Here is a 25,833-nt window from a genome sequence, read left to right as displayed (position 1 = left end):
ATAACCAACATCTTACTTGGCGTTACTGTCTTCCATTTCCATAATTAAATTGGCTATAAGGGCTGTCCAACCTGTTTGATGCGACGCGCCCAATCCTTTACCGGTGTCGCCATCAAAAAACTCGTAAAATAAGTGCAGATTTTTAAAGTGTTCGTCTTTTGAAAACACATGGTCGGGGTCGTCTGCATGGTATTGAAACTTACCATCTGAATTAGCTTCAAATAGTTTAATTAAGCGTTTGGTAAGCTGATTGGCAATGTCCTTTAAATTAAGTTTATTACCTGAACCCGTTGGAAACTCATAGGTGTACGTATTGCCGTAATAGGTGTAATACTTGCGTAATGACTGGATAATCATATAATTAATGGGCAGCCAAATAGGGCCTCGCCAATTGGAATTGCCACCAAACATATTGGAACGGCTCTCCCCAGGTTCGTACTGGATTTGATGGTGACCATGATGTTGGAACACAAATGGATGTTTTTCGTGGTATTTGGATAGGGAACGAATTCCAAAATCTGATAGAAATTCGCTTTCATCCAACAAGCGTATGAGTAATTTTTCCAACCTAAATCCGCGCATGATGGAGAATAAATAATTGCCATCAATATTGCTATCATCTAAATTGGATATCAATGAAGCAAGGTCTGGGCGGGTCCTTATAATTTCGTTGGCACGAATCCTGAATTCCTTTAATTCCTCAAAAAGATCTTTATGAATGATTTCAACCGCAAACATAGGAATCACGCCCACCAAAGAGCGCACCCGCAAACGATCGGTAGCTCCAGTTGCCATTTCTACAACATCATAGTAAAAATTATCTTCATCGTCCCAAAGGGAAATATCCTTTTTACCTATATGATGCATCGCCCAAGCAATATTTAAAAAGTGCCTAAAAAACTTGGCAGCGGACTCTTCGTAAATTTTATTGGTTTTGGCAAGCTCTAAGGACATGCGCAGCATATTGAGCGTAAACATCGCCATCCAACTGGTGGCATCGGCCTGTTGCATGCGCTTGATACCGGGTGGCATGTGGTTGCGGTCGAACACCCCAATATTATCCAAGCCCAAAAAACCGCCTTCAAAAAGGTCAGTACCACTTTTATCTTTTTGATTGACCCACCAAGTGAAATTAATGAGCAATTTTTGGAAGGCTTTTTCTAAGAATGGTATGTCGCCTTTACCTGTGTGACTTTTATCTTTTTCGTAAACGCTCCAAACCGCCCAAGAATGGACAGGAGGATTCACATCGCTAAAATTCCACTCGTAGGCTGGAATTTGTCCGTTAGGGTGCATATAGCTCTCTTGCAGTACCAACAACAATTGTTCCTTGGCAAAAAAGGGATCTATTTCTACAAAGGACGCCATGTGAAAGGCCAAATCCCATGCGGCATACCATGGATATTCCCATTTATCGGGCATAGAAATTACGTGTCTGTTGGTGAGGTGCTGCCAACTGTGGTTACGCATGTTTGCTCGATGTGGCGTGGGTTCGCCTGGGCCACCAAATAACCATTTAAATACATCGTTATAATAGAATTGCTTGGTCCACAACAACCCAGAAAACGCACTTTTAGCAATGGCTTGATGGGTTTCTGGAATGTTGGTTTTGATAGTTTCGTTATAAAACTGTTCGCATTCTGTGATTCGTTGGCGAAAAACGGTATCAAAATTTGCCCAAGGCTGTTCTAATTTGGTTTTGCTAAGGCGCACTTTTACGGTTCTTTCTTCACCTGAATTCAGTTTAAAATGATGCCACACAGCGAATTTCGAACCGTTTTTTTCTGGGTTTACAGTCGGTTTGCTATGTACCACATAATCGTTGATACCATCTTTCACATAATCGACTTCATTAGGATAATTATAAATACGCTTATTGTTGGTCTCGTTTTCACAAAATAGCTGCTCAGCTTCTTCGTGATATAAATAATACCGACCATTTCTGGTGCTTCTGGATTGCACAGTGGTATTGGAAATGGATTTCATATTGGGGCGTGTATGCCGCTTGTTATGCTTCCAAAAATTACGGAACCACAAATGTGGCAATACATGAATATCGGCCATATTAGAACCTCTGTTTACTACGGTGATTTTCATGAGAATATCATCTACATCAGCTTTGGCATATTCAATGAAACAATCAAAATATGCGCTGTTTTTAAAGCTTCCCGTATCCAATAATTCATATTCAAATTGATCGCGACCCCGCTGATTACCTTTGACCAAATCGCCATAAGGAAATTCATTTTGCGGATATTTGTAAAGATACTTGCAATAGGAATGAGTGGGTGACGACACTTGATGAAAATAAAGCTCTTTAACATCTTCACCATGATTCCCTTGATTGTTGGTCAGTCCAAACAAGCGCTCTTTTAAAATGGCATCTTTACCATTCCAAAATGCTGGCGCTAAACACAATATTTCTCGAGTATCGCAAAAACCCGCTATACCCTCTTCTCCCCATCTGTAAGCGTTGCTACGTGCTTTTTCGTGGTCAACAAATTCCCAAGCAGTACCGTGTTCGCTATAATCTTCGCGAACGGTTCCCCATTGTCTTTCGGCCAAATAAGGCCCCCATTTTTTCCAGTATTTGTATGTATCGGGTACAGCTAGTCTCTCTGCTTCAGCACCTTTCTGAATCATATATTTTAAATATATATTGAATTAAATATTACATAAACCGAACAAAAAATGTTGTTTTCTTTTTAATGAAATCCGTCAGTTTTGAATAAAAATAGTTTTTTTTTAACACCTTACCAAGCTTATGAACAGTATTGCTTAATTGCTATTTTTACTATAATTCTTTTAATATCTCGTAAAAAAACATAGGGTAATTTGATGAAGTCGTATGCTTATAACACAAATATTGTATTTGTCTAATAACGTAAAAAACCACAATCTTCATAAAAATGATTGTGGTTTTTTTACTTTTTGTACTATATACCGCTAGCTTTCAGCTAGCGGTAGCAATTTGTAACGCATTATTCAAAATCGACCTTAAACACCGTTGCTATATCATCCATTTGTGATACACTTGGTGTTGTAAGCGTTAATTTGTTATCGAAAAAAGTCCATTTTAAATCTACTCCACTACCAACAACGGATACGTTTTTTATTTTGGATGTTATAGGTGTACGAATTTCGATATTTGATTCGGCTTTAGGAAGTCCTAATGAGAAAATATATAAATGCTTATTATCTTTCGATACCATGAAACGAATATCTTTTTCATTATAATCCATGGTAGCCGATTGTCCTCCAAACTCCCCTTTTTCAAATGCTGCTTCACCATAACCAAATGTGGTAAAGGCCCTGGTTTCATATACAGCTTCTTTATGCTTATCAATCCATTTACCAATAGCTAACAATACTTGTCTTTGCTCATCTATAATGGTACCATCTGCTTTTGGTGAAATATTCAGCAATACGATACCTCTTTTGCTCCACACATCAATCATGTTTCTGATAACTAAATCTGGTTTTTTATAAGTTTGTCCTGTAATATAACTCCAACTATAATTACTTATGGTAATATCCGTTAGCCAATAATCGTCTGAAAGACCCGTTTTTCCACCTTGCTCTATATCCAACATCCCAACATTTGCAGGTAAATCTTCCTGCTTATAAGCGGCAATGGGTTGTTGACCTCTAGAAACGGCTGTGTTGAAATGGTGTGCTACCATTTTTTGACGGTAATTTTCTGGAATTTTATCTAGCCACGAATCAAACCAAATGATGTCGGGCGCATAATTATCCACCACCTCATTCACTTGATTTAACCAATACTCATGAAACTCATCCTCTGGCATGTTTCCATAAAGCATCCTGAGTTTTGGGTCGGTTGTAGAAGTGACATAATCTGGATGATATGGATAATGGCTATCCCATCCTGGATTAGATGAATTCTTAGCCCATTGTAACGTATCTTGCGCGTAACGTTGCAACACTCTGGCATGGTGGAATGTGGCAATGGTTTTCATGTCGTTCTTTTTCAATTCGACATATAATTCACCTAAAATATCTTTTTTAGGCCCCATATCCTTAACGTTCCAAGGATTTACCTTACTGCCCCACATAGCAAATCCATCATGGTGTTGCGCTACGGGACCTGCAAATTTAGCCCCCGCTTTTTTAAATAAATCTGCCCATTCCTTGGCATCAAAATGCTCCGCCGTAAACATGGGAATAAAATCGTGATAATTGAATTCGGACAAAGGCCCATAGGTTTTTTGTTGGTGCTCAAAGATCTTTCCGCCCCATTCTGTTCTCCCAGGCACATACATCCATCTTGGGTACCATTCGTTATCAAACGCTGGAACACTATAAAGTCCCCAATGAAAATAAATACCGAACTTGGCGTCCTTAAACCATTCTGGCTCTCGATCGTTGGTTGCGAGCGATTTCCAAGTCTCCTCATATTTAGGTGCTTCATTAGACGTTTCTGATTGAGGTTGAGATTTATCCTTACAAGATATAAATGCTATTAATACACATAGCATAAATATAATTTGATTTACTTTTTTAATCATCTTAATTGGTTTTAGTTGGCATTCGTTTGATTAGAAATATATAAAACTAAGAAATTTAAATCTCGGCACGGTCAATACACATCATAAATACTTTAATGTTCACTTGCTATTCTAATGGCTTCTTTGATATCTCCTACTATATATTGACTATCTAAAACGGCGTACATACCATTTTTTTCGAAATCGATTTTTAATGTTTCGAGTATGCCAGACAAAATAACTTTTATGTTTCTTGTGTGATAAGATTTAATGATTTCTTTTAAGCTTTGATACCCTGTAGCATCTATTAAGGGAACGTAACGCATCCTAATAATAATAACTTTGGGCTGTAAATGTGTATTGGTTATGGTTTCTTGAAATTGGCGTGCCGCTCCAAAAAATAAAGGCCCATTTATTTCATATAACAACACATCTTTAGGCAAGTCCAATTGTTCTTCATCAAATAAATGTTCGCCATTTATATGGTCTGTTGATATGTTTTCAACAAGCACCGATTCACTCATGCGTTTCATAAACATAAAGCTGGAAAGTACAATACCAATTTCAATAGCGATGACCAAATCGAAAATGACCGTGAGAAAAAAAGTGGTTAATAAAATGATGATATCCATTCTATTACCTTTTAAAATGGATTTGAATTGCCGCCATTCGCTCATATGATAAGCCACGACCATTAAAACCCCAGCAAGACAGGAAAGTGGAATTAATTTAGCATAAGGCGCAAATAACAGCATAATGGATAATAAAACCAATGCATGCGTGATGCCCGCAATAGGTGTTCTGCCGCCATTCTTAACATTGGTTGCCGTTCTGGCGATAGCACCTGTGGCGGGTATACCACCAAATAATGATGCCACAATGTTTGCAGCACCTTGCGCTATTAATTCGATATTAGAGCGGTGTTTCCCTCCAATCATTGAATCGGATACGACTGCCGAAAGCAATGATTCTATACTGCCCAATAAAGCAATGGCAAAAGCGGGTGCTATCAGTAATTTTATTGTTTCGAAATCTACATTTGGTAGTGATGGCAAACTAAAATGATTGGGAATATTACCAAAGTTACTTTCTATAGTATCAACAGGGATTTCAAACAGCTTGACTATAATAGTCGACACCAAAATAGCAACAATAGATCCAGGTATTTTTTTTATAAGTTTTTGAAAATATAAGGTAATAAGAATGGTTCCGGCTGCTATGACGATGGCATACCAATTCACATGATTGAAATTCTCAAAATAGACTTTCCATTTATCTATGAAATCAGCAGGGACTTTGTCAATGTGCAAACCAAAAAAATCATTGATTTGAGAAGAAAAAATAATTAAAGCAATGCCACTTGTAAAACCAACAATAAGCGAATATGGAATAAACTTCAGCAAATTACCCAAACGTGCCAAGCCCAATCCTATAATTATAAACCCAGCAATAAAAGTGGCAATGGTTAATCCGTTGATTCCAAATTCCTGAACAATCCCATAAACTATGACAATAAAAGCACCTGTGGGCCCACCTATTTGTACACGGCTACCACCAAAGGTTGAGATGATGATTCCAGCTATAATAGCCGTTATAATACCTTTTTCTGGTGACACTCCAGAAGCAATGGCAAAAGCAATAGCAAGAGGAAGCGCTACAATACCTACGATAATTCCAGAAAGCACATCCTTTACAATAGTTCCCTTAGAAATGCCTTCTTTTATAAGAGAAAATAATTTGGGGGTAAATTCTTTTTTCATCGCGGAATAAATAACTTTAAATTACTGATATTCAAATTATTAAAATAAAGAATCAGTTAATTACGAAGTTAGTTAAATTTCACGCAAGATGAATCAAAAAAAGAAAATGATTATTATTTATTTTTCTAGGAATAACAAGGCTTTACTACCACTCTCGGAGTTTATTTAAAGCTTCTTGGGCTTCCACTTCTTCTCGTGGAATTACTTTTAAAAAGGAAGGATGTTGTTCTATGGCGTATTCAATTCTTTTTACAATATCATCGGTGGTTTCGTTTTCATAATCAATCACCAACGGCTCTTTAATCTCCATAGATTGCAAAATATTTTTCTTTTTAATTCGAAGTCCCTTTTTATCAAAAGAACGTCTAAAACCATCTATAACAATAGGAACCACAATAGGTCTGTAGTTTTTAATAATAAACGCTGTTCCTTTTCTTATAGGTTTAAAAGGCGTAGTGGTACCTTGCGGAAAGGTGATGACCCAACCATCATCCAACGCTTTAGCAATGTTGGAGATATCACTCATTTTAACTTGCCTGTTTACATCTTTACCTTCGGCTCGCCAAGTACGCTCTATACTAATGGAGCCTACATAAGCTAAAATTTTTGGCAATAAACCTGCTTTCATGGTTTCTTTGGCAGCAACATAATAGATATTAAGTTTGGGATTCCATAAATAACCCACATTTTTTATGGAATCTGTACGACCGCTTAAACTAGCGTTAAACACATGGAACATGGCAACAACATCAGCAAAGTAAGTTTGGTGATTGGATATAAATAGGACGTTGGTTTCTGGTAAATTTTTAATAACCTCAGAACCTTCAATTTGCAATTCATTGAACCCACGAAAGCGTCTGTGAGTCATAGCACCCAAAATGCGTATGAGCCATTTTTTTACAAAAAGTATATGTCCGAATGGATTTCGCTTAAACAATCCCATGCATCATGCTTCAATTAGTTAGAGATTACAAATGTAATAAATCTATAAACTACATTAATTCTTTTAGCAAGTCTTTTATTTCGCTTAATATCATAGCGGTTGCTCCCCAAACAATGTGATCGTTTAAAAGGAATGTAGGAACTTCAACATCAATGTTATAGGATGCCTTGACACGTTTGGTCGTAACGATGTTATCATCCAAAAAATGCCGTAAATCCACCTCAATAAGTGCTTCAACCTCATCTTCTTGAAGTTTAAAAAACGGCGTTTTTGGCGTAATTGCCATAAATGGATGCACATAAAAGTTACTAGGTGCAATGTAAACCTGTGTTAATGCCCTTAAAATTTCAATAGCATTTTTTGAAACGCCAACTTCTTCAAATGTTTCCCTTATAGCTGCTTCTTTTAATGAGGTATCTTGAACTTCTAACTTCCCTCCTGGAAAGCTGACTTGTGCCGAATGAATGCCTTCATAAGTCTTTCTTAATATTAAAATAAATTTTGTTTGGTTGTTTTCATCTGGATAGAACAATGCCAAAACACCTGCTTTTTTAGCTAGATTAACAGCTTCAATTTGAACATTTAACAAAGCCTTACGAGAGGGCGGTATCATTTTAAGATGGGATTCTTCGGCTGGAAGCTGTATATTTTTTATTTTTGAAGATAATCCCAAAAATTCATTAAAATCCATTCTTTATGCGCGTTATCTTATTGTTATGTGTTTCTATTTTATTTCTGAATTGTGAAGATAAACAATCAAAAAAGAAAATGGATATGAAAGTGACTGAAACTAAAGATACGCTTTCTAAAATACCCATTGAAAATACATCCAAAGCAACTGAAACCAATTTCCCTATTTTAGATGACAAAAATGCTGTGCCCTTTTTTGCTGAATATAATAAAAAGCATAAAGAAAATAAGGTACGCATAACCACAGATTTCGGAACTATTGATATTTTACTATATAATGACACAAAGTATCATCGCTCTAATTTTATCTATTTAACAAAGCGCCATTATTTTGATGGCACACAATTTTATCGCGTTATTGATAATTTTATGATACAGGCAGGCAATAGCGATGATAAAAAAACAGCCAAAAAGCGCTCTGAAATAGGTCAATACTTACTACCTACCGACACTAAAAAAGGCTACAAACACAATAGAGGAGTGATTTCTATGCCCAGCAGTGATATTGATAATCCTCATAAACTAGCTTCTCCATATGAGTTTTTTATTGTGCAACAACAAGGAGGTGCCCATTTTTTGGATGGCGATTACACCATTTTTGGCGAAGTCACCAAAGGCATGGATGTTGTTGACAAGATTGCTGCAGTGGAAACAGATGATGGCGATTGGCCTTTGAAGAATATTTATATTCGGAAAGTTGAAATTATAAATTAAAAGCATATTAATAAAAAAGACCCCCAAATTATTGAAGGCCTTTAAAGCTATTAATCAAATTTATTTAAACCGTTTCGTTCAACCAAGCTTTCATCATCCAAACGGTTTTTTCTTGTTCGGTAATAAAGTCACTCATCATCGAGTTTGTTCCTTCATCATTGGCCTTGTCAGATTTATCCAAAATCGCACGTTCTATTTTTAATAATCCCGAAAGGGAATCCACAATCAAAGCAACCGCTTTTTCATCTTGTGAAATGTTTTTTCCGATAGGTATTTGGGCATTCTCAACATAATCACTGAACGTATGAAAAGGCGTTTCACCCAACGTTAAAATACGCTCTGCGATCATATCCACTTTCATATTGGCATCGGTATATAGTTCTTCAAACTTAACATGTAAATCGAAAAAGCGCTTTCCTTTGATGTTCCAATGGATACCTCTTAGGTTCTGATAATATATTTGAAAATTTGCTAACAAATTGTTTAAATCTTTTACTAAATCTTTAGTTTTTGAGGTATCTAAACCTATACTATTAACTATCATAATGTTGTATTTTATTATTACTACAAATTTAGTTTATAATTAACGATTATAACCATAAGTTTTATTGATAGTTTTTATATTTTTATAGTCTAAATCGATGCACAATGACAATTACACAATTATATTATGTTTTGGCGGTAGCAGAAAACCAAAACTTTACAAAGGCTGCGGAAAAATGCTTTGTAACGCAACCAACCTTAAGCATGCAAATCCAGAAATTGGAAGATGAATTGAACATCCAGATTTTCGATAGAAGTAAAAAGCCCATTGAATTGACTGATGTTGGTAGAAAAATAGTCATTCAAGCAAAAAACATTGTAAACGAATCGTATAGAATACAAGACATTGTAGATCAGCAAAAAGGATTTATAGGTGGCGAATTCAAACTGGGGATTATTCCAACCGTCATGCCAACCTTATTACCAATGTTCTTAAAAGCCTTCATAAAAAAATACCCAAAAATCAAGCTTAAAATTGAAGAATTAACCACTGATGAAATTATAAATAGAATAAAAGAAGGCCACTTAGATGCCGCCATTGCTGCAACACCCTTGGAAATTGACTTTATAAAAGAACGCGTATTGTATTTCGAACCCTTTGTAGGTTATATTCCTGAAAACCACAGATTGCATACCAAGCAAAAAATTAACACCATTGATTTAGAAATTGATGATATGCTTTTATTGGAAGATGGCCATTGTTTTAGAGATGGTGTTATAAACCTTTGTAAAGCTTTTAAAAATCAAACCGAAGAAACCTTTCAGTTGGAAAGCGGCAGTATAGAAACGCTTATAAAATTATCGGATGAAGGTATGGGCATGACACTACTACCCTATTTGCATACATTGGATTTAAACGATAAGGCCAAAAAGAATTTACACTATTTTAATGAACCAAGTCCGGCGAGGGAAGTCAGTATCATTTACCATAAAAGTGAACTGAAAATTCAAATCATTGAGGCCATGCAAAGTGTTATTTCCGGAATTATAAGAGGAGCAATAGCGTTTCAGAATGTGAAAATTATTAGTCCGCTGCCTGCAAAGTAAAAAGACTGTTAGAAGTAAATGTCACATTGAGCGCAGTCGAAATGCATTAGTAATCTAATTAATTAAGGTTTTCGACTGCGCTCAAACTGACATTAAAGTTTACTTTGATAGGTTTTAAATTTTATAAAACATAATTCAAATAGACCATAAATCTATTTTTAGACGTTACATTATCCCCAAAAAGATTCTGGCTTATGGGAAACGTATAATTGGCGCCAACAATAAATTTATTTATCATAAATTCTGAGCCAAAAGCACCATTTACAATGTTCCCATTAGTCTCTGGTAATGCTTCATTAAATTGCTTAATGGAATTATATACATCGCCGGATATGCCTAAAAACGGACTAAAAGCCGATTTCTCTAAAGGCACATTATAATAGACATTCGATGAAAAACTAAACTGATTTCCAAAACGATACTCGTTTTTATTTTCAGTTTTTAAATAATAGGTAGCTGATGAATTAACACCTAACCTGTTTTTTGAATAGGAATGCAACACAGAAAAAATGCCATCCAAACTTCCGGTACCTACTTGAAATCCTGGATTTATTCTATCTGTTAACCTATTTTCAAATTCACCTGTTGGTAATTTTACACCAATACCTAAATTCAATCGGTGACCAGATAATTCATTTTCTTCATCCTCACCTTCCACATGATTAAAATCTACTTCGTGGTCTTTATGCTTTTTGAAAAATTTAAATTGGTACCAACCTATTACCGTGATATCGCCAAGACCATTAATATATTCGGTTCTATCTTCAAAATGCCTATATAAATCTTGGTAAGGAACAATGGCATTAAAATATAATTTCTCATTTACGGGAACTCTTCCCCAAACTTGATAAGTGTTAAAACGTTCGTTGCTTGTGGGCGAATTGCTAAAAATACCATCTCTCGATTCATAATCTTGGTAAATGTATCTCAAACCAACAAAGCTTAGATTATCTAAAGTGCCAAAACCAGAACTACCGCTACTTGTGGAACAACCACACAAATCGCAAAAAACTTTTAACGGACTGTGCTCATGTGGCGGTATAACGGCTGCTTGATGTTGTTGTGAAAAAAACAATCCAAGCAAGCTTAACAAAATGGTTTTTATTTTAAAATTCTGAAAAACGTTTATCATTTAAAAATTCGTTATCTGTTAATGTCTTTAAGAAAGCAATGACACTTTCTTTTTCGTAAGCTGAAAGGGATATACCAAAAGAATTATCTTCTCGTTTTAAGGATGCATCCACATTGCCATTATCTGTCATACCCGAATCATAAAAATCCAATACGGCTTCTAAAGTGGCAAATCTGCCGTCATGCATGTAAGGAAACGACACCTCAACATTTCTTAAACTGGGCACTTTAAATTTGTATAAATCCTCTGGGTTTTCTAAAACTCCAAAACGCCCTTTATCATTAAGTCGCGGATTAATTGAAAGTCCGTTGTTCCTATAAGATTGATCAGAAAACAAATCAGTTGCATGACATGATGCGCATTTGTTTTGAAACGTGTTTAAACCATCCCTTTCTATTTGTGATAATGTTACGTTGTCTTCATTCCTCACATATTTATCATATTTAGAATTTGAAGATACCATCATCACCATGAACTGGGATAAGGCTTTTAACATATTGGCAGCATTAATTTCACCATCTTCAAAAGCAAGACCAAATTGTTTTTGGTAATAACTATCAGCCTTAAGCTTTTCAATAACATTGCTTAAAGTTTCACCCATCTCTAAATCACTTGTAATTGGAATTATGGGTTGAAAATCTAAATGAGAGGCAGCTCCATCCCACATAAAATCCTTTTGAAATGCTAAATTTTGAATGGGTTGTGAATTTCTTAATCCGATGCCCCCGTTTACCCCATGACTTAATGTATGCCCATGATGTGTAAAAGCAAACGCTTGCTCATGACAAAAGGCACACGGAATAGCATTATTTGCGGATAGCTTACCATCATAAAATAATTTTTTTCCCAATTCAAATCCTGCTTCGGTTAACGGGTTATTATCTAGGTTATAAACTATATCCGGAAAATTTGAAGGCATATCAAAATTTAATGGCTTGGGAATATATACCTCTGCATCATTTTTTGAACATGACAAAAAAATAAACGGACTAAAAATAACGATGATGAGTATTTTTTTCATAGTTGAGTATTTTACCAATTACAATTAAGATAGTTAGAAAGCAATTAAAAACTGCTTTCTAACTATATCCCTTAATTAGTTATTATGCACATGGTGTACCTCAAAAATACCTTTCATGTTATTTGCTATAACAGGCGTAGTTGTTGCACTGGTATGTACTTGATTATACCCATCTGAAAAGTTCACAGATGTTTCGCCATCAAAAACTTTAGCAATATCTGCTTCAATATGAATTTCAGGACTTGCAGTTTCTCTAACTCTCACGCTATTCGGGAATGTTAGGGTTACTTCTTTATAATTATCCAACGATGTTCCAACGCTGCCCATGTGAACATTTAAAGCACCATCTGTAACGGTAGCGTTAGTATATGTGCCATCAAAACGCATAAATCTGTAACCAGTTGCCCAAGACCACATCATTCCTGCTGCTTGTGCTTCTGCCAAGAAATCGCCTTGTCCAGCTGCACCTAACAAAAATCTGGATTGGTCTATACCAATACCAAACGTGATTTCAACATAATCGGCAGCATCAACATCATCAAGTGTTATAAGAATTTCACCTGCTGTATTTCCGTTTGCTTCATCAACAATGAATACATTATTAGCTGTTGGATAAGTAAATATATTTCCTTTAGAATCTTTAACCCTAATATTACTTATGATATATTTTAAAGTAGTAAGCTTAAAGGATTCGTTATTTGATTTATTATAAGAAGTTCCAAAAATAAAATCTTGGGCTCCTACACCGTTATCAAATTTCAAAGTTAAACTTCCTGTTTGTCCTGTTAAGTCTTCTTCGTCATCAGAAGAACATGATATGATAGATATGCATAGCAATAATGCCAATGCTATTTTTGTAATTTTCATTTGTTATAAAATTTAATATTATAGTGCCTTTATGGGCAAGCACTTGAAAGCCTTGTGAAAAACTAAATATTAAATTTTATGAAATGGGAGGTTTGAAGTTATTGAATTCAGGTAGAAACGTGTAATTGTTGTGATGCCCAAATATTTTTTCAGTAGAAGCTTGGGCAGAAAAATTGTTGAATTTAATATCTGGTTGCGAAGAAATATATACAGGAATAAAGGATTCAAATATAACATTTAAGAATTTATCACCGTTATTTTCATCAGTATCTGAAGCCTTATTTAACTGTTGTGCCAAATAACATTTACCATCACATTGTAACTCGGGCTTATTTTTATTAATGCAATATTGTTCTATAATGGAATCTATATTCAACCCATAATACCCCAAACACCCTAAGTAATATATAGGCCGTAAGGAAAAAACCAATAGAAGTAATATGACAATAATCTTTTTCAGTTGCTGTTAGTTTTTCGCAAATATACAATTCAACTTAAAATGATCACTGTTAAATTTCATGAAAAATAAAAAGGCGACCAATTGGTCGCTTTTCTTATTGTTTTAGATAAATTAAACATTTATCAAGTTCTGGATTCTGTCTTATTAACGATAGAATAAACTCTTTGAGCTCTTCAATCTCATAAGGTAACAATCGCTCCACTGCTTTTTGAACTTCTTTACAGAACAGTGTCGCATCAAAACTAACTTTGTGAAGTACTGTTTTGGTGTACTCAAGCATTGCTCTAGCCATGTTTATTTGTCGGTTTTAGGTTTACAATAAAGAGTATAATTGTTTTATATGCTGTAAATTTAAAATTCCGTCCTTAAATTTAATGAAAAATATTAAAGAATTTTAAATTTTAATTAAAATTAACTTTTGGATTAATTAGCTAAAATTAAGGCTAAACTAGTCCTTTTTACATGATATTTTAAATGAGTTAAGCTTTTTAGTAATTGATTTAGCCGTTTTAGTAACATTCGATTCAGTAAATATTTTTAATAATGCCACTAAATCTATAGTTTTGCACTTTTAATCTCTCAAATAGTAAATTGCTAAGTAAACCAGTATTGTCTCTCAACTCTCAACGTCTCTCATTCAATGAAAATTTTTAAAATATTTTCAACACTCTTTGTTTTTATATTTTTTTTTAATCCAATAGCTTTCTACGGACAAACCATTTGTACAAATTATACAGTTACACCAGGAACAACTATCTCCCATATTGGGACGAATACCTACAATACAACTATAAATGTACCCGACTCTTATGTACTAACGGATGTAAATGTTACCGTTAATATTCCTCACACTTGGAATGCTGATTTAGATATTTATTTAATATCACCATTAGGCACAACCGTAGAATTATCTACAGATAATGGAGGAAATGGAGATAATTACAATAATGTTACTTTTGATGATGCCTCAGGAAATATATTACCTACTGGTAACACTACCCTTTCTGGCTTTTACCGTCCCGAAGGATCTTTAGCTAGTTTCAATGGACAAAATTCAAACGGTAATTGGGTTTTAAGAGTTATTGACGACGCTGGTGGAGATGGCGGAACCATTATTAGTATTACACTTAACCTTTGTTATTTTGTTCCTCCTCCTGCTGGTCATTTAGGCCCTGGTGGTGTAGGCAATGCTACAAATAATATGTTATGGTTAAAAGGAGATGGTGGCGCTTACACTAATGCTGGAATTACGCAAGCAACCAATGGTCAACCAATTAGACAATGGAACGATGCTTCTGGAAACAACAGACACGCAACCCAAGCGACTTTGGGAAACAGACCCCTTTTTGAAGCTGCTGCAGATAATGGGATGCCAGCATTACGATTTACAGGAGACACATTTATAGATGGCCCAGCTTTAGGAATTGCTGGCACCAATAGCTACACATACATCATGGCGTTTAGAGATACTGCAACTGGCACCGGTCTCATGACGGATGGTGCGGGTCATTATTTATTGGACAGAACCACTGCTACAAATGAGTTGGTTTCCCTAAAACCAGTAACAGGAAACTTTTATGGCTACCAAAAAAGAAATAATGCTGGTGGCGGTCTTGGCGGTCCATTAACTACTACAGCTATTAATACCAATGGAAAAATACTTGAGATGAGACGAGATTACAATGTCAATTATCAATTATTTTACAATAACAATTTAGAATCTACTTCAGCAGATGCCGATGGTGCTACAACGCCTCCAAACCCAAGGATAGGAAGGCATGCAACAACCTCAAATGGTGGACTAAGAGGCTTTATTAATGAATTCATTATTTACAATTTCGCCCTTAATACAGCTCAAACTATCATTGTTAATAATTACCTTTCTGCCAAATACGGCTTAGCTTTAGCAGCTAATGATATATATAATCAGGACACTCCTGGTAATGGTAATTTTGATTATAACGTTGCTGGCATAGGGCAAGCAAGTGATGGCACAAATCATTTCGATTCTCGTGGTTCTGGTATTGTACGCATAAGCAATCCCTCCATAACAGGTAATAATAGATTCATATTTTGGGGAGAGGAAACCAGAAATCCTGTCTATAGCTTTACTACAAATACCGCCAATTATACTGAACAGTTAAATTCTAGATGGCGTGTAGCTAGACAAGGAAACCTTGGCAATGTTACGGTGTCTTTTGATATTAGTAGCATGAATTTAACAGGAAAACCAGGTTGTTCACCATTACAATTGGTAGTTGATAACAATTATGATTTTTCCTCCCCTACTAATGTTTATGATTTAACCATTGTGGGTACAACCGCAACAGCAACTGGTGTTGACCTCCAAAATAACCGTTATTTCACCTTACGTTATACCGACCAAATTGTTTGGGACGGCACTAACTTTTATAATGGTGCAGGTGCAGGAAATGCTCCAAATAACACAAATGCTTGTTTAAAGTTTACAGTAAAGGCAAATGGTGCCATAAATATTAACGCTTATGTTAGGGAAGTTGAAATAGAAGCAGGTGCTACACTCAATGTTGCTAACGGCACACTACTAAGAGTAGAAAATCAAGTTGCTATAAATGGAAATATTAATTTACTAGGTGAAGCACAACTCATTCAAAACCATACAGGGACTAGTTTAAATTCTGGCACTGGAAGTTTAACGGCTAGACAACAAGGCACCACAAACGCCTTTAACTATAACTATTGGAGTTCTCCTGTTAGTAGAGCTGGCAACTGGCAAATTGGTTATTTGGAAGATGCAGCTGGACCCCTAAATTTCACAACAGCTGCAAACCCGAATCCTGCAACATCACCAATAACATTAAGCAGTAGATGGTTGTATAGCTTTAAAGGACCTTCTGGAAATTATAATTCTTGGACAAAACTAACTCCGACAACTAATTTATCTCCTGGAACTGGCTATTCCATGAAAGGTTCTGGAAGAGTAGCTCCCCAAGAGGAATATATTTTTAGAGGCATACCTAACGACGGAACTTACAACATTTCCGTAACAGCTGGTACAGATTTTTTAACAGGAAACCCTTATCCTTCAACTTTAGATGCTAATTTGTTTATTACAAATAATTTGCCCGTTATTGATGGTTCGCTCTATTTCTGGGAATCGTTTACAACTAACAATAGTCATTATTTAGAAAATTATGAAGGTGGCTATGCCATTTATAATCTAATGATGCCTTTACCCGCGGTTGCAGATTTTTCCGGACTAACAAGTGGCGGAGGAACGGCAATCAAACCAGCCCCAACACAATATATTAATGTTGGTCAAGGATTTTTCACAACCATAACAAATACGGGGACATTAACTTTCAATAATGCCCAACGTGCATTTGCTAGAGAATCTCTTGGTCAGACTATTTACTATAAAACGGTTAATGACAAAGAAACAGCAACAGATGAAAGATCTAAAATTTGGTTTTCATTTACAACTCCGAAAGGTCAAGTCAAAATAATAGGATTGGGTTATGACAATCAGGCAACAAGCGGTTATGATAAAGGCTATGATGCCAAATCTTATGATAACTTAAACAATGATTTTTATTGGTTATCAAATGATGATACCTTAGTTATTCAAGCCTTGCCAAACATAGACATTGAAGATGATCTGCCTTTAGAGCTAAAAATTTCAGATGCTGGTTTATATAAATTCTCAATTGACAAAATGGAGAATGTTCCAAGTGACTTAACTATTTATCTATTCGATAAAAATCAAAACATCTATTATAATTTAAAAGATGCTGAAGCTGAACTTCTTTTAAATTCTGGGATTTTTGATGAGTTTTCAATTGTGTTTAAAGCGGAACAATCATTGGGCATAACGCCCGTTGAAGACAACAAAATATTTGTATCCTATGATTCTAACACTAAAATTTTAGAACTTCATACCAAACAAGCATTGGCTAATATAGACAGTTTTCAAATTTATAATATATTGGGACAAGCCATTTTAAATATAAAAGCTCCAGAATCTAAGAGTATCAACGTATCTAATTTACCAAACGGTATTTATTTTCTTAAAGTAAATACTAAATATAATGAAAATTCAAAAAGCATTAAATTTGCAAAACATTAATAGATGCTTAACCATTAAAAACAAAAAGATTGGAAATGATTTCCAATCTTTTTGTTTTATAAAATATCATAACTTTCAAAAACGGTTATCACCATCTAAAATATTACCCAAACCACCCAAAATACTGCCTTCTCCTCTATCTTTTCCGCCACCTTGCGGGGCTGATGCCCATACCCTTCCTGCTAATCTGCTAAATGGTAAGGATTGAATATAAACAGTCCCAGGACCTTGAAGTTTAGCGTAGAATAAACCTTCTCCTCCAAATACCGTATTTTTAATACCTCCAATAAATTCAATATCGTAATCCACTTCTTGGGTAAAGCCAACTATACAACCCGTATCGACTCTTAAGATTTCACCACGTTGCAATACTTTTTTGGCCATGGTACCACCAGCATGTACAAATGCCATACCGTCGCCTTCCAATTTTTGCATAATAAATCCTTCACCACCAAAAAGTCCGCGACCCAAACGTTTGCTAAATTCAATACCAACGCTTACGCCCTTGGCTGCGCATAAAAAAGCATCCTTTTGACATATAAACTTACCTCGATACTCGGTTAAATCTATGGGAATTATTTTTCCGGGATAAGGCGATGCGAACGACACTTTTCGTTTGCCTACCAAATTATTGTAGAAAGCCGTCATAAATAAACTCTCACCTGTAAGGATACGTTTTCCTGCTCCCAAAATTTTCCCTAAAAAGCCAGAATCATTTTGCGAACCATCGCCAAAAATGGTTTCCATTTTAATGCCATCGTCCATCATCATAAAACTGCCTGCTTCGGCAACAACTCCTTCTTGTGGGTCTAATTCTATTTCTACATATTGCATTTCTTCGCCGTAGATTACATAGTCAATTTCGTGTGCTGTCATATTGTTGTTGATTTGTTTATTCGTTAAATTGTTTAATTTCCTATTTGTTGACGGTTTCAAATATTTGTTACAATTTTTGTTAGTTGTTGAGATGTTTGTTATTAAGTTGAGTCAACTAAAACAACTTCAAAACAAACGACTTAACTTTTAACCTTAACGCTCCATTGAAATTTAAAGGTTGATACTTCCAAGCCTTCTTCATTCGCTCCAACAGAAGTCATCCAAAGAGTTTGACCTTCTCCCGTTTCAATGGCTTTCTTGATGGCTTCATCAATCAAACTTCCATCATTACAAATAAATGTGATTAATCCAGTTGCTTTTTTAGTGAAAGTCGCCTCATTTTTAATCACAAGCATCGATATATTTTTACCGCTTTCTTTAATTTTCATCATCATTAAAGCTCCTGTTGAAAATTCTGCGGCCATACCCTGCACTGCCCAAAACATGGATTTAAAAGGATTTTGGTTAATCCAACGATGCTTTACAATTACAACGCATTTATCATTATCAATATGTCTTGCACGAACACCACATAAATAAGCTGATGGCAGTTTAAACATAGAAAATGTATTTAGCTTACTTGGTGTTATTGTCATTTTAAATAGTATAATTTTTACTAAGTTATAAAAATATTATTTATCTATAATTGTTAATTTTATGTTAAATTACACTACTATGCGTAACACAATACCTTTTTAAAGACATATATTTGCATAAGAAACTATTATACGATTTTAAAAAACAACATCAATCAAGAAAAAATCATGTTAGACACACATCAAAAAAACATCGCCACATTTATACATTTATCGACATTTAGTAGGTTTATCATTCCGTTAGGAAATTTTATAGCACCTATTATTCTTTGGATAGCCAACAAGGAAAAATCGGAATTTATAGATAATCACGGGAAGCAAGCCATTAATTTCCAATTGAGTGTTTTACTTTACACGATTATTTTAGGAATCATTTCCATACCATTTTTTGTTTTTAAACTATTTCATGGTATGGATTTTATAGATTTTTATGGTTTTAATGATTTTCATATCAGCTTAGGCAAACCTTCCCCTCTATTATATATTGGTGGTGGATTAGGAGTTATCGCCGTTGTAGGATTCATAATAGAACTTGTATTAATAATTAAAGCCAGTTTAAAGGCGAGAGATGGTGAATATTATCAATATCCATTAAGCATAAATTTCATCAAGTAAAAAAAGTTGAGCTGTTTGTTGTTAAGCGGTTTAGTTGATACAACTTAACAACAAACGACTTAACAACAAACAACAAAAATCATCAATCATCAATCAAAAAATGAACAGTTTCACCAAATTAAACGAAGGACTATGACACGAGCATTTCCAAAATCATCAATCAATCTTAATGCATTTTATGCGAACCGCATAAGACCATTAACAAAAAATAGAAAGAACTTATGAAAATAGAAAACACAAAAGCACAAATGCGCAAAGGTGTTTTAGAATACTGTATACTATCGGTCCTAAAAGATGAAGACGCGTATGTTGCCGAAATTCTAGACACACTTAAAGACGCCAAGTTGCTTGTTGTAGAAGGCACGATTTACCCACTACTAACAAGATTGAAAAACGCTGGACTTTTAAATTATAGATGGGAAGAATCCTTATCAGGTCCACCAAGAAAATACTACGGTTTAACCGAAACCGGTAAACTATTTTTAAAAGAATTAAACACAACCTGGAGTGAACTGCAAAACGCAGTTAACTTAGTAACAAGCCAAAAAACACCGAAATAATGAATAAAACTGTCAACATAAATTTAGCTGGTATATTCTTCCATATTGATGAAGATGCATACTTAAAATTACAACGCTATTTGGAGTCCATAAAACGTTCATTTACAGATTCTCAAGGGCGTTCTGAAATCATTTCTGATATCGAAGCTCGTATTGCCGAACTTTTTAGCGAGCGTGTTAAACACGATAAACAAGTTATTGGTATTAAAGAGGTTGATGAGGTCATTGCCATTATGGGACAACCCGAAGACTACCTTGTTGATGACGACATTTTTGAGGATGAACCGCAATCGACTTCATACAAAAAATCCGCGCCTAGTAAAAAATTATTTAGAGATACCGATAACTCGTACATAAGCGGCGTGTCGTCTGGATTAGGGCATTATTTGGGTGTTGATGCTGTTTGGATGCGTTTATTATGGATTGTTCTTACTATTGCATCTGGAGGCACCTTCATCGTTATTTATATTCTATTTTGGATTTTAGTTCCAGCAGCCGTCACAACAGCCGAAAAAATAATGATGACGGGCGAACCTGTCAACATTAGCAACATTGAAAAAAAAATCAAGGACGGTTTTGAAAATGTTGCGGACAATGTTTCTGAAGCTGCTAAAAATGTCTCTAAATCGGTTTCTGGTGCCGCAAAAAAAGGAAGTAGCTCCATAAAATCGAGTTCTAAAAACTTTTTTGATACGATTGCAGATATCATTATGTTTTTCTTTAAAGTGATAGCAAAATTTATAGGTATTCTATTTATAATCATTGGTGCTTCTGCTCTAATTGCGTTAATTATAGCATTTATCTCTTTTAACATTGTAGATATTGTTCACTTCCCATGGATGGATTTTGTAGACATCTCAAATTCTGGAAATACGCCACCATGGCTAGTGTCTTTATTCGTGTTTTTTGGAGTTGGCATACCATTTTTCTTCCTCTTTTATGTAGGATTGAAAATCTTAATCAATAACCTAAAATCCATTGGTAACATAGCAAAATTCACATTGTTAGGCTTGTGGCTGTTCTCAGTTATTGCTTTAGTTGTTATTGGCATTAGAGAAGCCAGTGAACATGCTATTAATGAACGTAGCGTACAAAAAAACACACTTCAAATCAGGGCTAATGATACTTTAAGAATTAAAATGGCTGAAAATGATGTGTATTCAAGTAACCTCCACAGAAATGATGGTTTTAAAATTGCCAACAATGAAAACGGCGTGAAAACTATTTACAGATCAGATATAACCATTTTGGTAAAATCTACCACAGATTCTATAGCAACTATAAGTATTGAAAAAAGTGCTGACGGTAGAAATTATGAAAAAGCCATAACACGCGCTAAAAACATCAATTATAATTACATTTTTAATAATAATGAATTGGTATTAGACTCTTATTTATCCACTGCTACAGAAAATAAAATGAGTGATCAAGAAGTTCTTGTTACCCTTTATTTACCTATAAATTCGGTAGTCTATTTTGATAAAAGTACAGAGGATTTTTTAAGTTATTATGATGATAATTTAGTTTCATCTAAATACGCCAATCATTACGTAAAACTAACCGAAGATGGCGTTACATGTGACGATTGCACTGCTGAAGACTTTGAAATAGATATTGATACGCCTAACATTCAAATAAATGAAGATGGCATACAAATCCAAAGCGATGAAAATAACATAAAAATAGATGTGAATGGCGTTAAGGCTGAATCAGAAAAAGTGAAAGTAAACATTAATTCTGATGGCGTTAGTGTGAAATCTGAAGAGTAATTACAATTCATCACTAAAAAACAACAAATCAGATATTTAATTTATAAATAAACAACCTGTAACCAGATATTTGGACTATAAATTAAAATCAATCAAATAAAACCAATAGTTATGACAACACTAACAAAAATTATTGTAACAACACTTTTAAGCCTATTGTTTTTCTCTTGCAATTTTGACATCAATTTAGGAGGCGTTATAGGCAATGGAAATGTCGTAGAAGAATCCAGAACCATCAATGCATCTTTTAACGCGATAAAGGCTAGTGAAGGGCTTGATGTGTATGTAACCCAAAGCGACAATGAATCCATAATTGTTGAAGCTGACGAGAATTTACAAGATCTTATTATTACCGAAGTGGTAGACAATATTTTAAAAATCCATACCAAAAAGAATATTGGAAACGCCACTTCAAAGAAAGTGATGGTAAGCTTTAAAAATGTATCAAATATTATCTCTAATAGTGGCAGCAATGTATATTCCACAAATACAATTACTGCCGAAAATTTAGAATTGAATAGTAGTAGTGGCAGCAACATGACATTAAATGTGGAAGCACCAGCTATAAAATGCAACACTTCAAGCGGAAGCAATATGTCATTACAATTGAACACTAAAGTTTTACAATGTAACTCATCCAGCGGCAGTAATATTAAGTTAACAGGAGAAACCACAAAACTTACAGCCGAAGCATCTAGCGGTAGCAATATAAAAGCGGGCGATTTAATTTCTGAATCCAGCTGGGCAGATGCCAGCTCTGGTTCAAATATCACAATAAACACTTCGAAAGAACTTATAGCCAAAGCCACAAGTGGTGGAGGCATTTACTATTCTGGAAATCCAGAAAAAGTAGAAAAAAATGACAGTGCATCTGGTAGCATTAAAAAGAGATAGCCAATCAAAAAAACATAGCAAAAAAAAAGCCCTGTTGTTTCAATTCAACAGGGCTTTTAAGTTTAAATATAAGTTAATGTCAACTTTTTTTAACCGCTAGTTCAAAATTAATTTCTATAACATCTTTAACAACAATAAGTCCTAATGCTTTTTTGGGAGGCTCTAAATTAAAATCGCGAATATTTAAGGCTAAGACACCTTTAATAGACAATGTTCCTTCATCCTTTAATTCTACAGGCACGGTGTATGATTTTGTTACACCAGCAATTTCTAAATTAACCAAGGCATGAATAAGACCTTCATTATTTTGGTCTTTGTTTATCTCTCTTAGGTTAATAAATATTTTGGGGTAAGTCTTTGTTTTTAATAATTCCTTAAAATCATTATTTATACCGGGACCGCCACAATCAAAATTTACGTTATCTAAAATTAAGGTCGCTTTTTCAAAACTAATTTTCTTACCATGATTTTTAAAAAAAATCGGTATTGGCTTGTTCAATTTTAAGATATCGTATTGGCATTTAAAACTATTAACATTGGTTTTTACATTAATAAGTAATTTACTATTAGGTGCAATGATTACCGAAGTACTACCTACAAACGAATCTGTAAAAGCCAACGCTGTTATAACCGTAATAAAAATCAATATCCTTTTCATGTTCTTTAATTTATATAACCAATGCCTTTCTAAAGTTAATGAAAGTAAGTCTAAAAATATATGAGTTTATAATATTAATGGCTCAATGATATTTTCAGACTTACTTCATCATGCTTTAGGTATTTAGAAACTAATAACTGCTTCAGCCATTAGTCCTTTAAATTTACCTCCATCAAATATACTTGCTGGAGAATATCCATCATATTTTTGATTAACATACTCTACTTTCATTAAAATATTTTTAGTCATAAACCAACCTGCACCCAATTGAGTTCTAGTGATTTCAATGTTATCACCACTAGCTTCTTCAGAATCTACTTTATTATAGCGTCCTCCTAAATAAAAGTTTTCAGATGCCCCAAAGCGATAGATAAGTTCTCCTGCAAATTGTTTAGCAGTTCTCTCGTCAGCTCCGAGTGCATTGCCTTTTGAGTTTTCTATAGTTCCGAAGAATTCCAATCCTTTATATTTTACAAAAGGGTTAACCATGATTGCAGTAATTTGGTTTGTTAAATTAGGATTGTAACGTCCAGATCTAAATTGTGCTGATGGGGTAGCTGCTGTATTTTCCATAACCAAATAATATCTAGACCCTGCTCTATCGGCACTATACAAATAAGAAGTTTGCACATAACCAGTATTGTAAAGAGATCCTGTTAATCTGAATCTAAAATCTTCAGTAAGCTGTTTATCATAGCCTAATTTGGCTAAGAACGAAGCACCGCCTGAAGTACCATTCACTTTATTAACTGCTTGGTTTAATTTACCATTTGAAAAGCCTAACATTCCTATAAAACCATCTTTTTGAACATACACTTCGGCACCAACCTCAGTTGTAAAAGAATCCATGATTAAATTTCCAACAAATGGGTTGTATAAAGCTTGAGCATTATCAGTTCTTCTAAAGTGTGCATCACCATAATTGTTTTCCATGTGCCCAATTTTAATGGTTACATATTTCATTATGTTTTCTGCAAATCCTTCACTAATAAAGTCTAATCCATCTATTTGGAAATAGCCTCCCATAACGTAAGGTTCTGGATGGTGACGAGAAGATAAGTATGTACGTAAGTTCATTCTAACCCCTGGTGCCAATGCCACATCTAAATCTAAATTGGCTGTTGCTAAGTTAAAATTGTAACCTATTTCTTTTAAAGCTACCGCACCTGAATTTTCATGGTCTATTGCTTGGTATTGAAGCGTTGAAGCTCCACCTATTCTTACTTTAACACCATCAAAGGTTGAAATGGAATCTTTAGGTGCTTCAAATACGTTAATGCCTCTTTTGTCCGGTTGCCTGTAATTGTCTAAATCTCTATTCTGTCCATAAAAACTGAACCCAGTTAGTACTATGACTAATATTATTGCTTGTTTTAAAATTGATTTCATAATTTCTGTTTTTTAAGGTTTATTATTTATTTGATTAATTGATTTATTTAAATATGGTTGAAAATTTAATAGTGATATCATTGCCTGTAGTTATGGTGCCTAACAATGCTTTTGGTGGATCAATATTAAAATCGGTCATTTTAATTTTTTTCTCACCTGTTAGTTTTACACTGGATTTTGTTGTGGTAATGGTAAAATCCAATGGAATTAGTTTCTTGGTTCCTGCAACGGTTAAATAACCTGTTGCCGACACAGAGAATGCTCCGTTTCCTTTACTAACTACATTTTTAACCTCAGCCAATTGAAATGATATGTTTTTATGCTTATCGGTTTTTAAAGCTTTATATGTGTTTTTATCCATAGCAGATTTTCCACTTTTTAAACTTTCGGCCACGATATCTATCGTTATTTTTTCGATTTGACCAGCTTCCAAATTCTTGAAACTTATTTTTCCACTTTGATTCTCTGCATCAACGTGCCAATCGTGTAAACTAGATGTTCCTAAAACGGTTAAAGTTGATTCTCCATTTGCTAAACTGAACTCTTGTGCTTGAATTGAATTAACTGTTATCACAAAAAGAACCATGATACTTAAAACTCTAGCGCTTACTTTTTTATAGGTATTCATATCGGTATTGTTTTTTAATTATGGGACAAATTTCAACACAAAGCACAAGTCAAACTAT

At 34.5% G+C, this 25,833-nt stretch carries 23 protein-coding genes; 7 read left to right on the top strand and 16 right to left on the bottom strand.

Annotation, left to right across the window (positions count from 1 at the left end; genetic code table 11):
- Window positions 1-12 precede the first annotated feature (12 nt).
- From CDH50_RS13720 to CDH50_RS13700, 5 genes are all read right to left on the bottom strand, one after another.
- Window positions 13-2,643 carry an MGH1-like glycoside hydrolase domain-containing protein gene (locus tag CDH50_RS13720; RefSeq protein ID WP_100612860.1) on the bottom strand — a complete coding sequence of 877 codons (2,631 nt, stop codon included), beginning with the start codon at window positions 2,641-2,643 and terminating at the stop codon, window positions 13-15.
- A gap of 338 nt (window positions 2,644-2,981) precedes the next feature.
- The gene (locus CDH50_RS13715) at window positions 2,982-4,529 is read right to left on the bottom strand and encodes an alpha-L-fucosidase (protein WP_198513500.1); all 1,548 of its coding nucleotides are present in this window, start codon (window positions 4,527-4,529) and stop codon (window positions 2,982-2,984) included.
- 92 nt (window positions 4,530-4,621) lie between these two features.
- Complete coding sequence (locus tag CDH50_RS13710) at window positions 4,622-6,268, bottom strand: SulP family inorganic anion transporter (protein WP_100612859.1); 1,647 nt, start codon at window positions 6,266-6,268, stop codon at window positions 4,622-4,624.
- 145 nt (window positions 6,269-6,413) lie between these two features.
- Window positions 6,414-7,211, bottom strand: a complete 798-nt coding sequence (locus CDH50_RS13705) for a lysophospholipid acyltransferase family protein (protein WP_100612858.1) — start codon at window positions 7,209-7,211, stop codon at window positions 6,414-6,416.
- 49 nt (window positions 7,212-7,260) lie between these two features.
- Window positions 7,261-7,902, bottom strand: a complete 642-nt coding sequence (locus CDH50_RS13700; RefSeq protein ID WP_100612857.1) for an NUDIX hydrolase — start codon at window positions 7,900-7,902, stop codon at window positions 7,261-7,263.
- Window positions 7,903-7,907: 5 nt separating this feature from the next.
- Here CDH50_RS13700 and CDH50_RS13695 point away from each other — a divergent pair, with 5 nt between their 5' ends.
- A complete protein-coding gene (locus CDH50_RS13695; protein WP_100612856.1) occupies window positions 7,908-8,615 on the top strand; it encodes a peptidylprolyl isomerase in 708 nt (235 codons plus the stop codon).
- Between the two features lie 64 nt (window positions 8,616-8,679).
- On the opposite strand, the gene CDH50_RS13690 is transcribed toward CDH50_RS13695, so the two are convergent.
- On the bottom strand, window positions 8,680-9,159 hold the full coding sequence (locus tag CDH50_RS13690) for a Dps family protein (RefSeq protein ID WP_100612855.1): 480 nt from the start codon (window positions 9,157-9,159) through the stop codon (window positions 8,680-8,682).
- Window positions 9,160-9,263: 104 nt separating this feature from the next.
- On the opposite strand from CDH50_RS13690, the gene CDH50_RS13685 reads away from it, so the two are divergent.
- Complete coding sequence (locus CDH50_RS13685; protein WP_100612854.1) at window positions 9,264-10,205, top strand: LysR substrate-binding domain-containing protein; 942 nt, start codon at window positions 9,264-9,266, stop codon at window positions 10,203-10,205.
- 121 nt (window positions 10,206-10,326) lie between these two features.
- Here the strand turns inward: CDH50_RS13685 and CDH50_RS13680 are convergent, their stop codons facing one another.
- The 5 genes from CDH50_RS13680 to CDH50_RS13660 all read right to left on the bottom strand — a co-directional run bounded on the left by CDH50_RS13680 (window position 10,327) and on the right by CDH50_RS13660 (window position 13,977).
- Entirely contained in the window at window positions 10,327-11,337 is a 1,011-nt protein-coding gene (locus CDH50_RS13680) for a transporter family protein (protein WP_100612853.1), read from the bottom strand.
- Window positions 11,312-12,358 (bottom strand): cytochrome-c peroxidase, encoded by a 1,047-nt coding sequence (locus CDH50_RS13675; protein WP_100612852.1) that lies wholly within the window; start codon window positions 12,356-12,358, stop codon window positions 11,312-11,314. The genes CDH50_RS13680 and CDH50_RS13675 overlap by 26 nt, the downstream gene beginning before the upstream one ends.
- A 75-nt stretch (window positions 12,359-12,433) precedes the next feature.
- Window positions 12,434-13,225 (bottom strand): MbnP family protein, encoded by a 792-nt coding sequence (locus CDH50_RS13670; RefSeq protein ID WP_100612851.1) that lies wholly within the window; start codon window positions 13,223-13,225, stop codon window positions 12,434-12,436.
- Window positions 13,226-13,301: 76 nt separating this feature from the next.
- Window positions 13,302-13,616 carry a hypothetical protein gene (locus CDH50_RS13665; RefSeq protein WP_100612850.1) on the bottom strand — a complete coding sequence of 105 codons (315 nt, stop codon included), beginning with the start codon at window positions 13,614-13,616 and terminating at the stop codon, window positions 13,302-13,304.
- Between the two features lie 163 nt (window positions 13,617-13,779).
- Window positions 13,780-13,977: a hypothetical protein gene (locus tag CDH50_RS13660; protein WP_100612849.1), complete on the bottom strand. Its 198-nt coding sequence runs from the start codon at window positions 13,975-13,977 to the stop codon at window positions 13,780-13,782.
- Window positions 13,978-14,325: 348 nt separating this feature from the next.
- On the opposite strand from CDH50_RS13660, the gene CDH50_RS13655 reads away from it, so the two are divergent.
- A complete protein-coding gene (locus CDH50_RS13655) occupies window positions 14,326-17,790 on the top strand; it encodes a proprotein convertase P-domain-containing protein (RefSeq protein WP_100612848.1) in 3,465 nt (1,154 codons plus the stop codon).
- 75 nt (window positions 17,791-17,865) lie between these two features.
- Here the strand turns inward: CDH50_RS13655 and CDH50_RS13650 are convergent, their stop codons facing one another.
- Together CDH50_RS13650 and CDH50_RS13645 are read right to left on the bottom strand one after the other, a co-directional pair.
- Window positions 17,866-18,666, bottom strand: a complete 801-nt coding sequence (locus CDH50_RS13650) for a TIGR00266 family protein (protein WP_100612847.1) — start codon at window positions 18,664-18,666, stop codon at window positions 17,866-17,868.
- A gap of 140 nt (window positions 18,667-18,806) precedes the next feature.
- Window positions 18,807-19,262, bottom strand: coding sequence for a DUF4442 domain-containing protein (locus tag CDH50_RS13645; RefSeq protein ID WP_100612846.1), 456 nt, complete (start codon window positions 19,260-19,262; stop codon window positions 18,807-18,809).
- A 168-nt stretch (window positions 19,263-19,430) separates the two neighbouring features.
- On the opposite strand from CDH50_RS13645, the gene CDH50_RS13640 reads away from it, so the two are divergent.
- The 4 genes from CDH50_RS13640 (at window position 19,431) to CDH50_RS13625 (ending at window position 23,100) form a co-directional block, all read left to right on the top strand.
- Complete coding sequence (locus CDH50_RS13640; protein ID WP_100612845.1) at window positions 19,431-19,877, top strand: DUF4870 domain-containing protein; 447 nt, start codon at window positions 19,431-19,433, stop codon at window positions 19,875-19,877.
- A 221-nt stretch (window positions 19,878-20,098) separates the two neighbouring features.
- The gene (locus tag CDH50_RS13635) at window positions 20,099-20,437 is read left to right on the top strand and encodes a PadR family transcriptional regulator (RefSeq protein ID WP_100612844.1); all 339 of its coding nucleotides are present in this window, start codon (window positions 20,099-20,101) and stop codon (window positions 20,435-20,437) included.
- Window positions 20,437-22,206, top strand: coding sequence for a PspC domain-containing protein (locus tag CDH50_RS13630; RefSeq protein ID WP_100612843.1), 1,770 nt, complete (start codon window positions 20,437-20,439; stop codon window positions 22,204-22,206). Before CDH50_RS13635 ends, CDH50_RS13630 begins: the two co-directional genes overlap by 1 nt.
- Before the next feature lie 111 nt (window positions 22,207-22,317).
- Entirely contained in the window at window positions 22,318-23,100 is a 783-nt protein-coding gene (locus CDH50_RS13625; RefSeq protein WP_100612842.1) for a head GIN domain-containing protein, read from the top strand.
- A gap of 79 nt (window positions 23,101-23,179) precedes the next feature.
- On the opposite strand, the gene CDH50_RS13620 is transcribed toward CDH50_RS13625, so the two are convergent.
- The 3 genes from CDH50_RS13620 to CDH50_RS13610 form a co-directional block, all read right to left on the bottom strand.
- Entirely contained in the window at window positions 23,180-23,758 is a 579-nt protein-coding gene (locus CDH50_RS13620; protein ID WP_100612841.1) for a YceI family protein, read from the bottom strand.
- A gap of 123 nt (window positions 23,759-23,881) precedes the next feature.
- Entirely contained in the window at window positions 23,882-25,147 is a 1,266-nt protein-coding gene (locus CDH50_RS13615; protein ID WP_100612840.1) for a hypothetical protein, read from the bottom strand.
- Window positions 25,148-25,190: 43 nt separating this feature from the next.
- Window positions 25,191-25,775 (bottom strand): YceI family protein, encoded by a 585-nt coding sequence (locus CDH50_RS13610; protein ID WP_100612839.1) that lies wholly within the window; start codon window positions 25,773-25,775, stop codon window positions 25,191-25,193.
- Window positions 25,776-25,833 lie beyond the last annotated feature (58 nt).

Origin of the sequence: Confluentibacter lentus (assembly GCF_002806995.1) — a bacterium.
GTDB lineage: Bacteria > Bacteroidota > Bacteroidia > Flavobacteriales > Flavobacteriaceae > Confluentibacter > Confluentibacter lentus.
This window is presented reverse-complemented; position numbering and strand designations above follow the sequence as displayed.

What these genes read in the sequence shown, in the direction of transcription:
- CDH50_RS13720 (WP_100612860.1), bottom strand. Translation starts at nt 2,643, where the DNA reads ATGATTCAGAAAGGTGCTGAAGCAGAGAGACTAGCTGTACCCGATACA.
- CDH50_RS13715 (WP_198513500.1), bottom strand. Translation starts at nt 4,529, where the DNA reads ATGATTAAAAAAGTAAATCAAATTATATTTATGCTATGTGTATTAATA.
- CDH50_RS13710 (WP_100612859.1), bottom strand. Translation starts at nt 6,268, where the DNA reads ATGAAAAAAGAATTTACCCCCAAATTATTTTCTCTTATAAAAGAAGGC.
- CDH50_RS13705 (WP_100612858.1), bottom strand. Translation starts at nt 7,211, where the DNA reads ATGGGATTGTTTAAGCGAAATCCATTCGGACATATACTTTTTGTAAAA.
- CDH50_RS13700 (WP_100612857.1), bottom strand. Translation starts at nt 7,902, where the DNA reads ATGGATTTTAATGAATTTTTGGGATTATCTTCAAAAATAAAAAATATA.
- CDH50_RS13695 (WP_100612856.1), top strand. Translation starts at nt 7,908, where the DNA reads ATGCGCGTTATCTTATTGTTATGTGTTTCTATTTTATTTCTGAATTGT.
- CDH50_RS13690 (WP_100612855.1), bottom strand. Translation starts at nt 9,159, where the DNA reads ATGATAGTTAATAGTATAGGTTTAGATACCTCAAAAACTAAAGATTTA.
- CDH50_RS13685 (WP_100612854.1), top strand. Translation starts at nt 9,264, where the DNA reads ATGACAATTACACAATTATATTATGTTTTGGCGGTAGCAGAAAACCAA.
- CDH50_RS13680 (WP_100612853.1), bottom strand. Translation starts at nt 11,337, where the DNA reads ATGATAAACGTTTTTCAGAATTTTAAAATAAAAACCATTTTGTTAAGC.
- CDH50_RS13675 (WP_100612852.1), bottom strand. Translation starts at nt 12,358, where the DNA reads ATGAAAAAAATACTCATCATCGTTATTTTTAGTCCGTTTATTTTTTTG.
- CDH50_RS13670 (WP_100612851.1), bottom strand. Translation starts at nt 13,225, where the DNA reads ATGAAAATTACAAAAATAGCATTGGCATTATTGCTATGCATATCTATC.
- CDH50_RS13660 (WP_100612849.1), bottom strand. Translation starts at nt 13,977, where the DNA reads ATGGCTAGAGCAATGCTTGAGTACACCAAAACAGTACTTCACAAAGTT.
- CDH50_RS13655 (WP_100612848.1), top strand. Translation starts at nt 14,326, where the DNA reads ATGAAAATTTTTAAAATATTTTCAACACTCTTTGTTTTTATATTTTTT.
- CDH50_RS13650 (WP_100612847.1), bottom strand. Translation starts at nt 18,666, where the DNA reads ATGACAGCACACGAAATTGACTATGTAATCTACGGCGAAGAAATGCAA.
- CDH50_RS13645 (WP_100612846.1), bottom strand. Translation starts at nt 19,262, where the DNA reads ATGACAATAACACCAAGTAAGCTAAATACATTTTCTATGTTTAAACTG.
- CDH50_RS13640 (WP_100612845.1), top strand. Translation starts at nt 19,431, where the DNA reads ATGTTAGACACACATCAAAAAAACATCGCCACATTTATACATTTATCG.
- CDH50_RS13635 (WP_100612844.1), top strand. Translation starts at nt 20,099, where the DNA reads ATGAAAATAGAAAACACAAAAGCACAAATGCGCAAAGGTGTTTTAGAA.
- CDH50_RS13630 (WP_100612843.1), top strand. Translation starts at nt 20,437, where the DNA reads ATGAATAAAACTGTCAACATAAATTTAGCTGGTATATTCTTCCATATT.
- CDH50_RS13625 (WP_100612842.1), top strand. Translation starts at nt 22,318, where the DNA reads ATGACAACACTAACAAAAATTATTGTAACAACACTTTTAAGCCTATTG.
- CDH50_RS13620 (WP_100612841.1), bottom strand. Translation starts at nt 23,758, where the DNA reads ATGAAAAGGATATTGATTTTTATTACGGTTATAACAGCGTTGGCTTTT.
- CDH50_RS13615 (WP_100612840.1), bottom strand. Translation starts at nt 25,147, where the DNA reads ATGAAATCAATTTTAAAACAAGCAATAATATTAGTCATAGTACTAACT.
- CDH50_RS13610 (WP_100612839.1), bottom strand. Translation starts at nt 25,775, where the DNA reads ATGAATACCTATAAAAAAGTAAGCGCTAGAGTTTTAAGTATCATGGTT.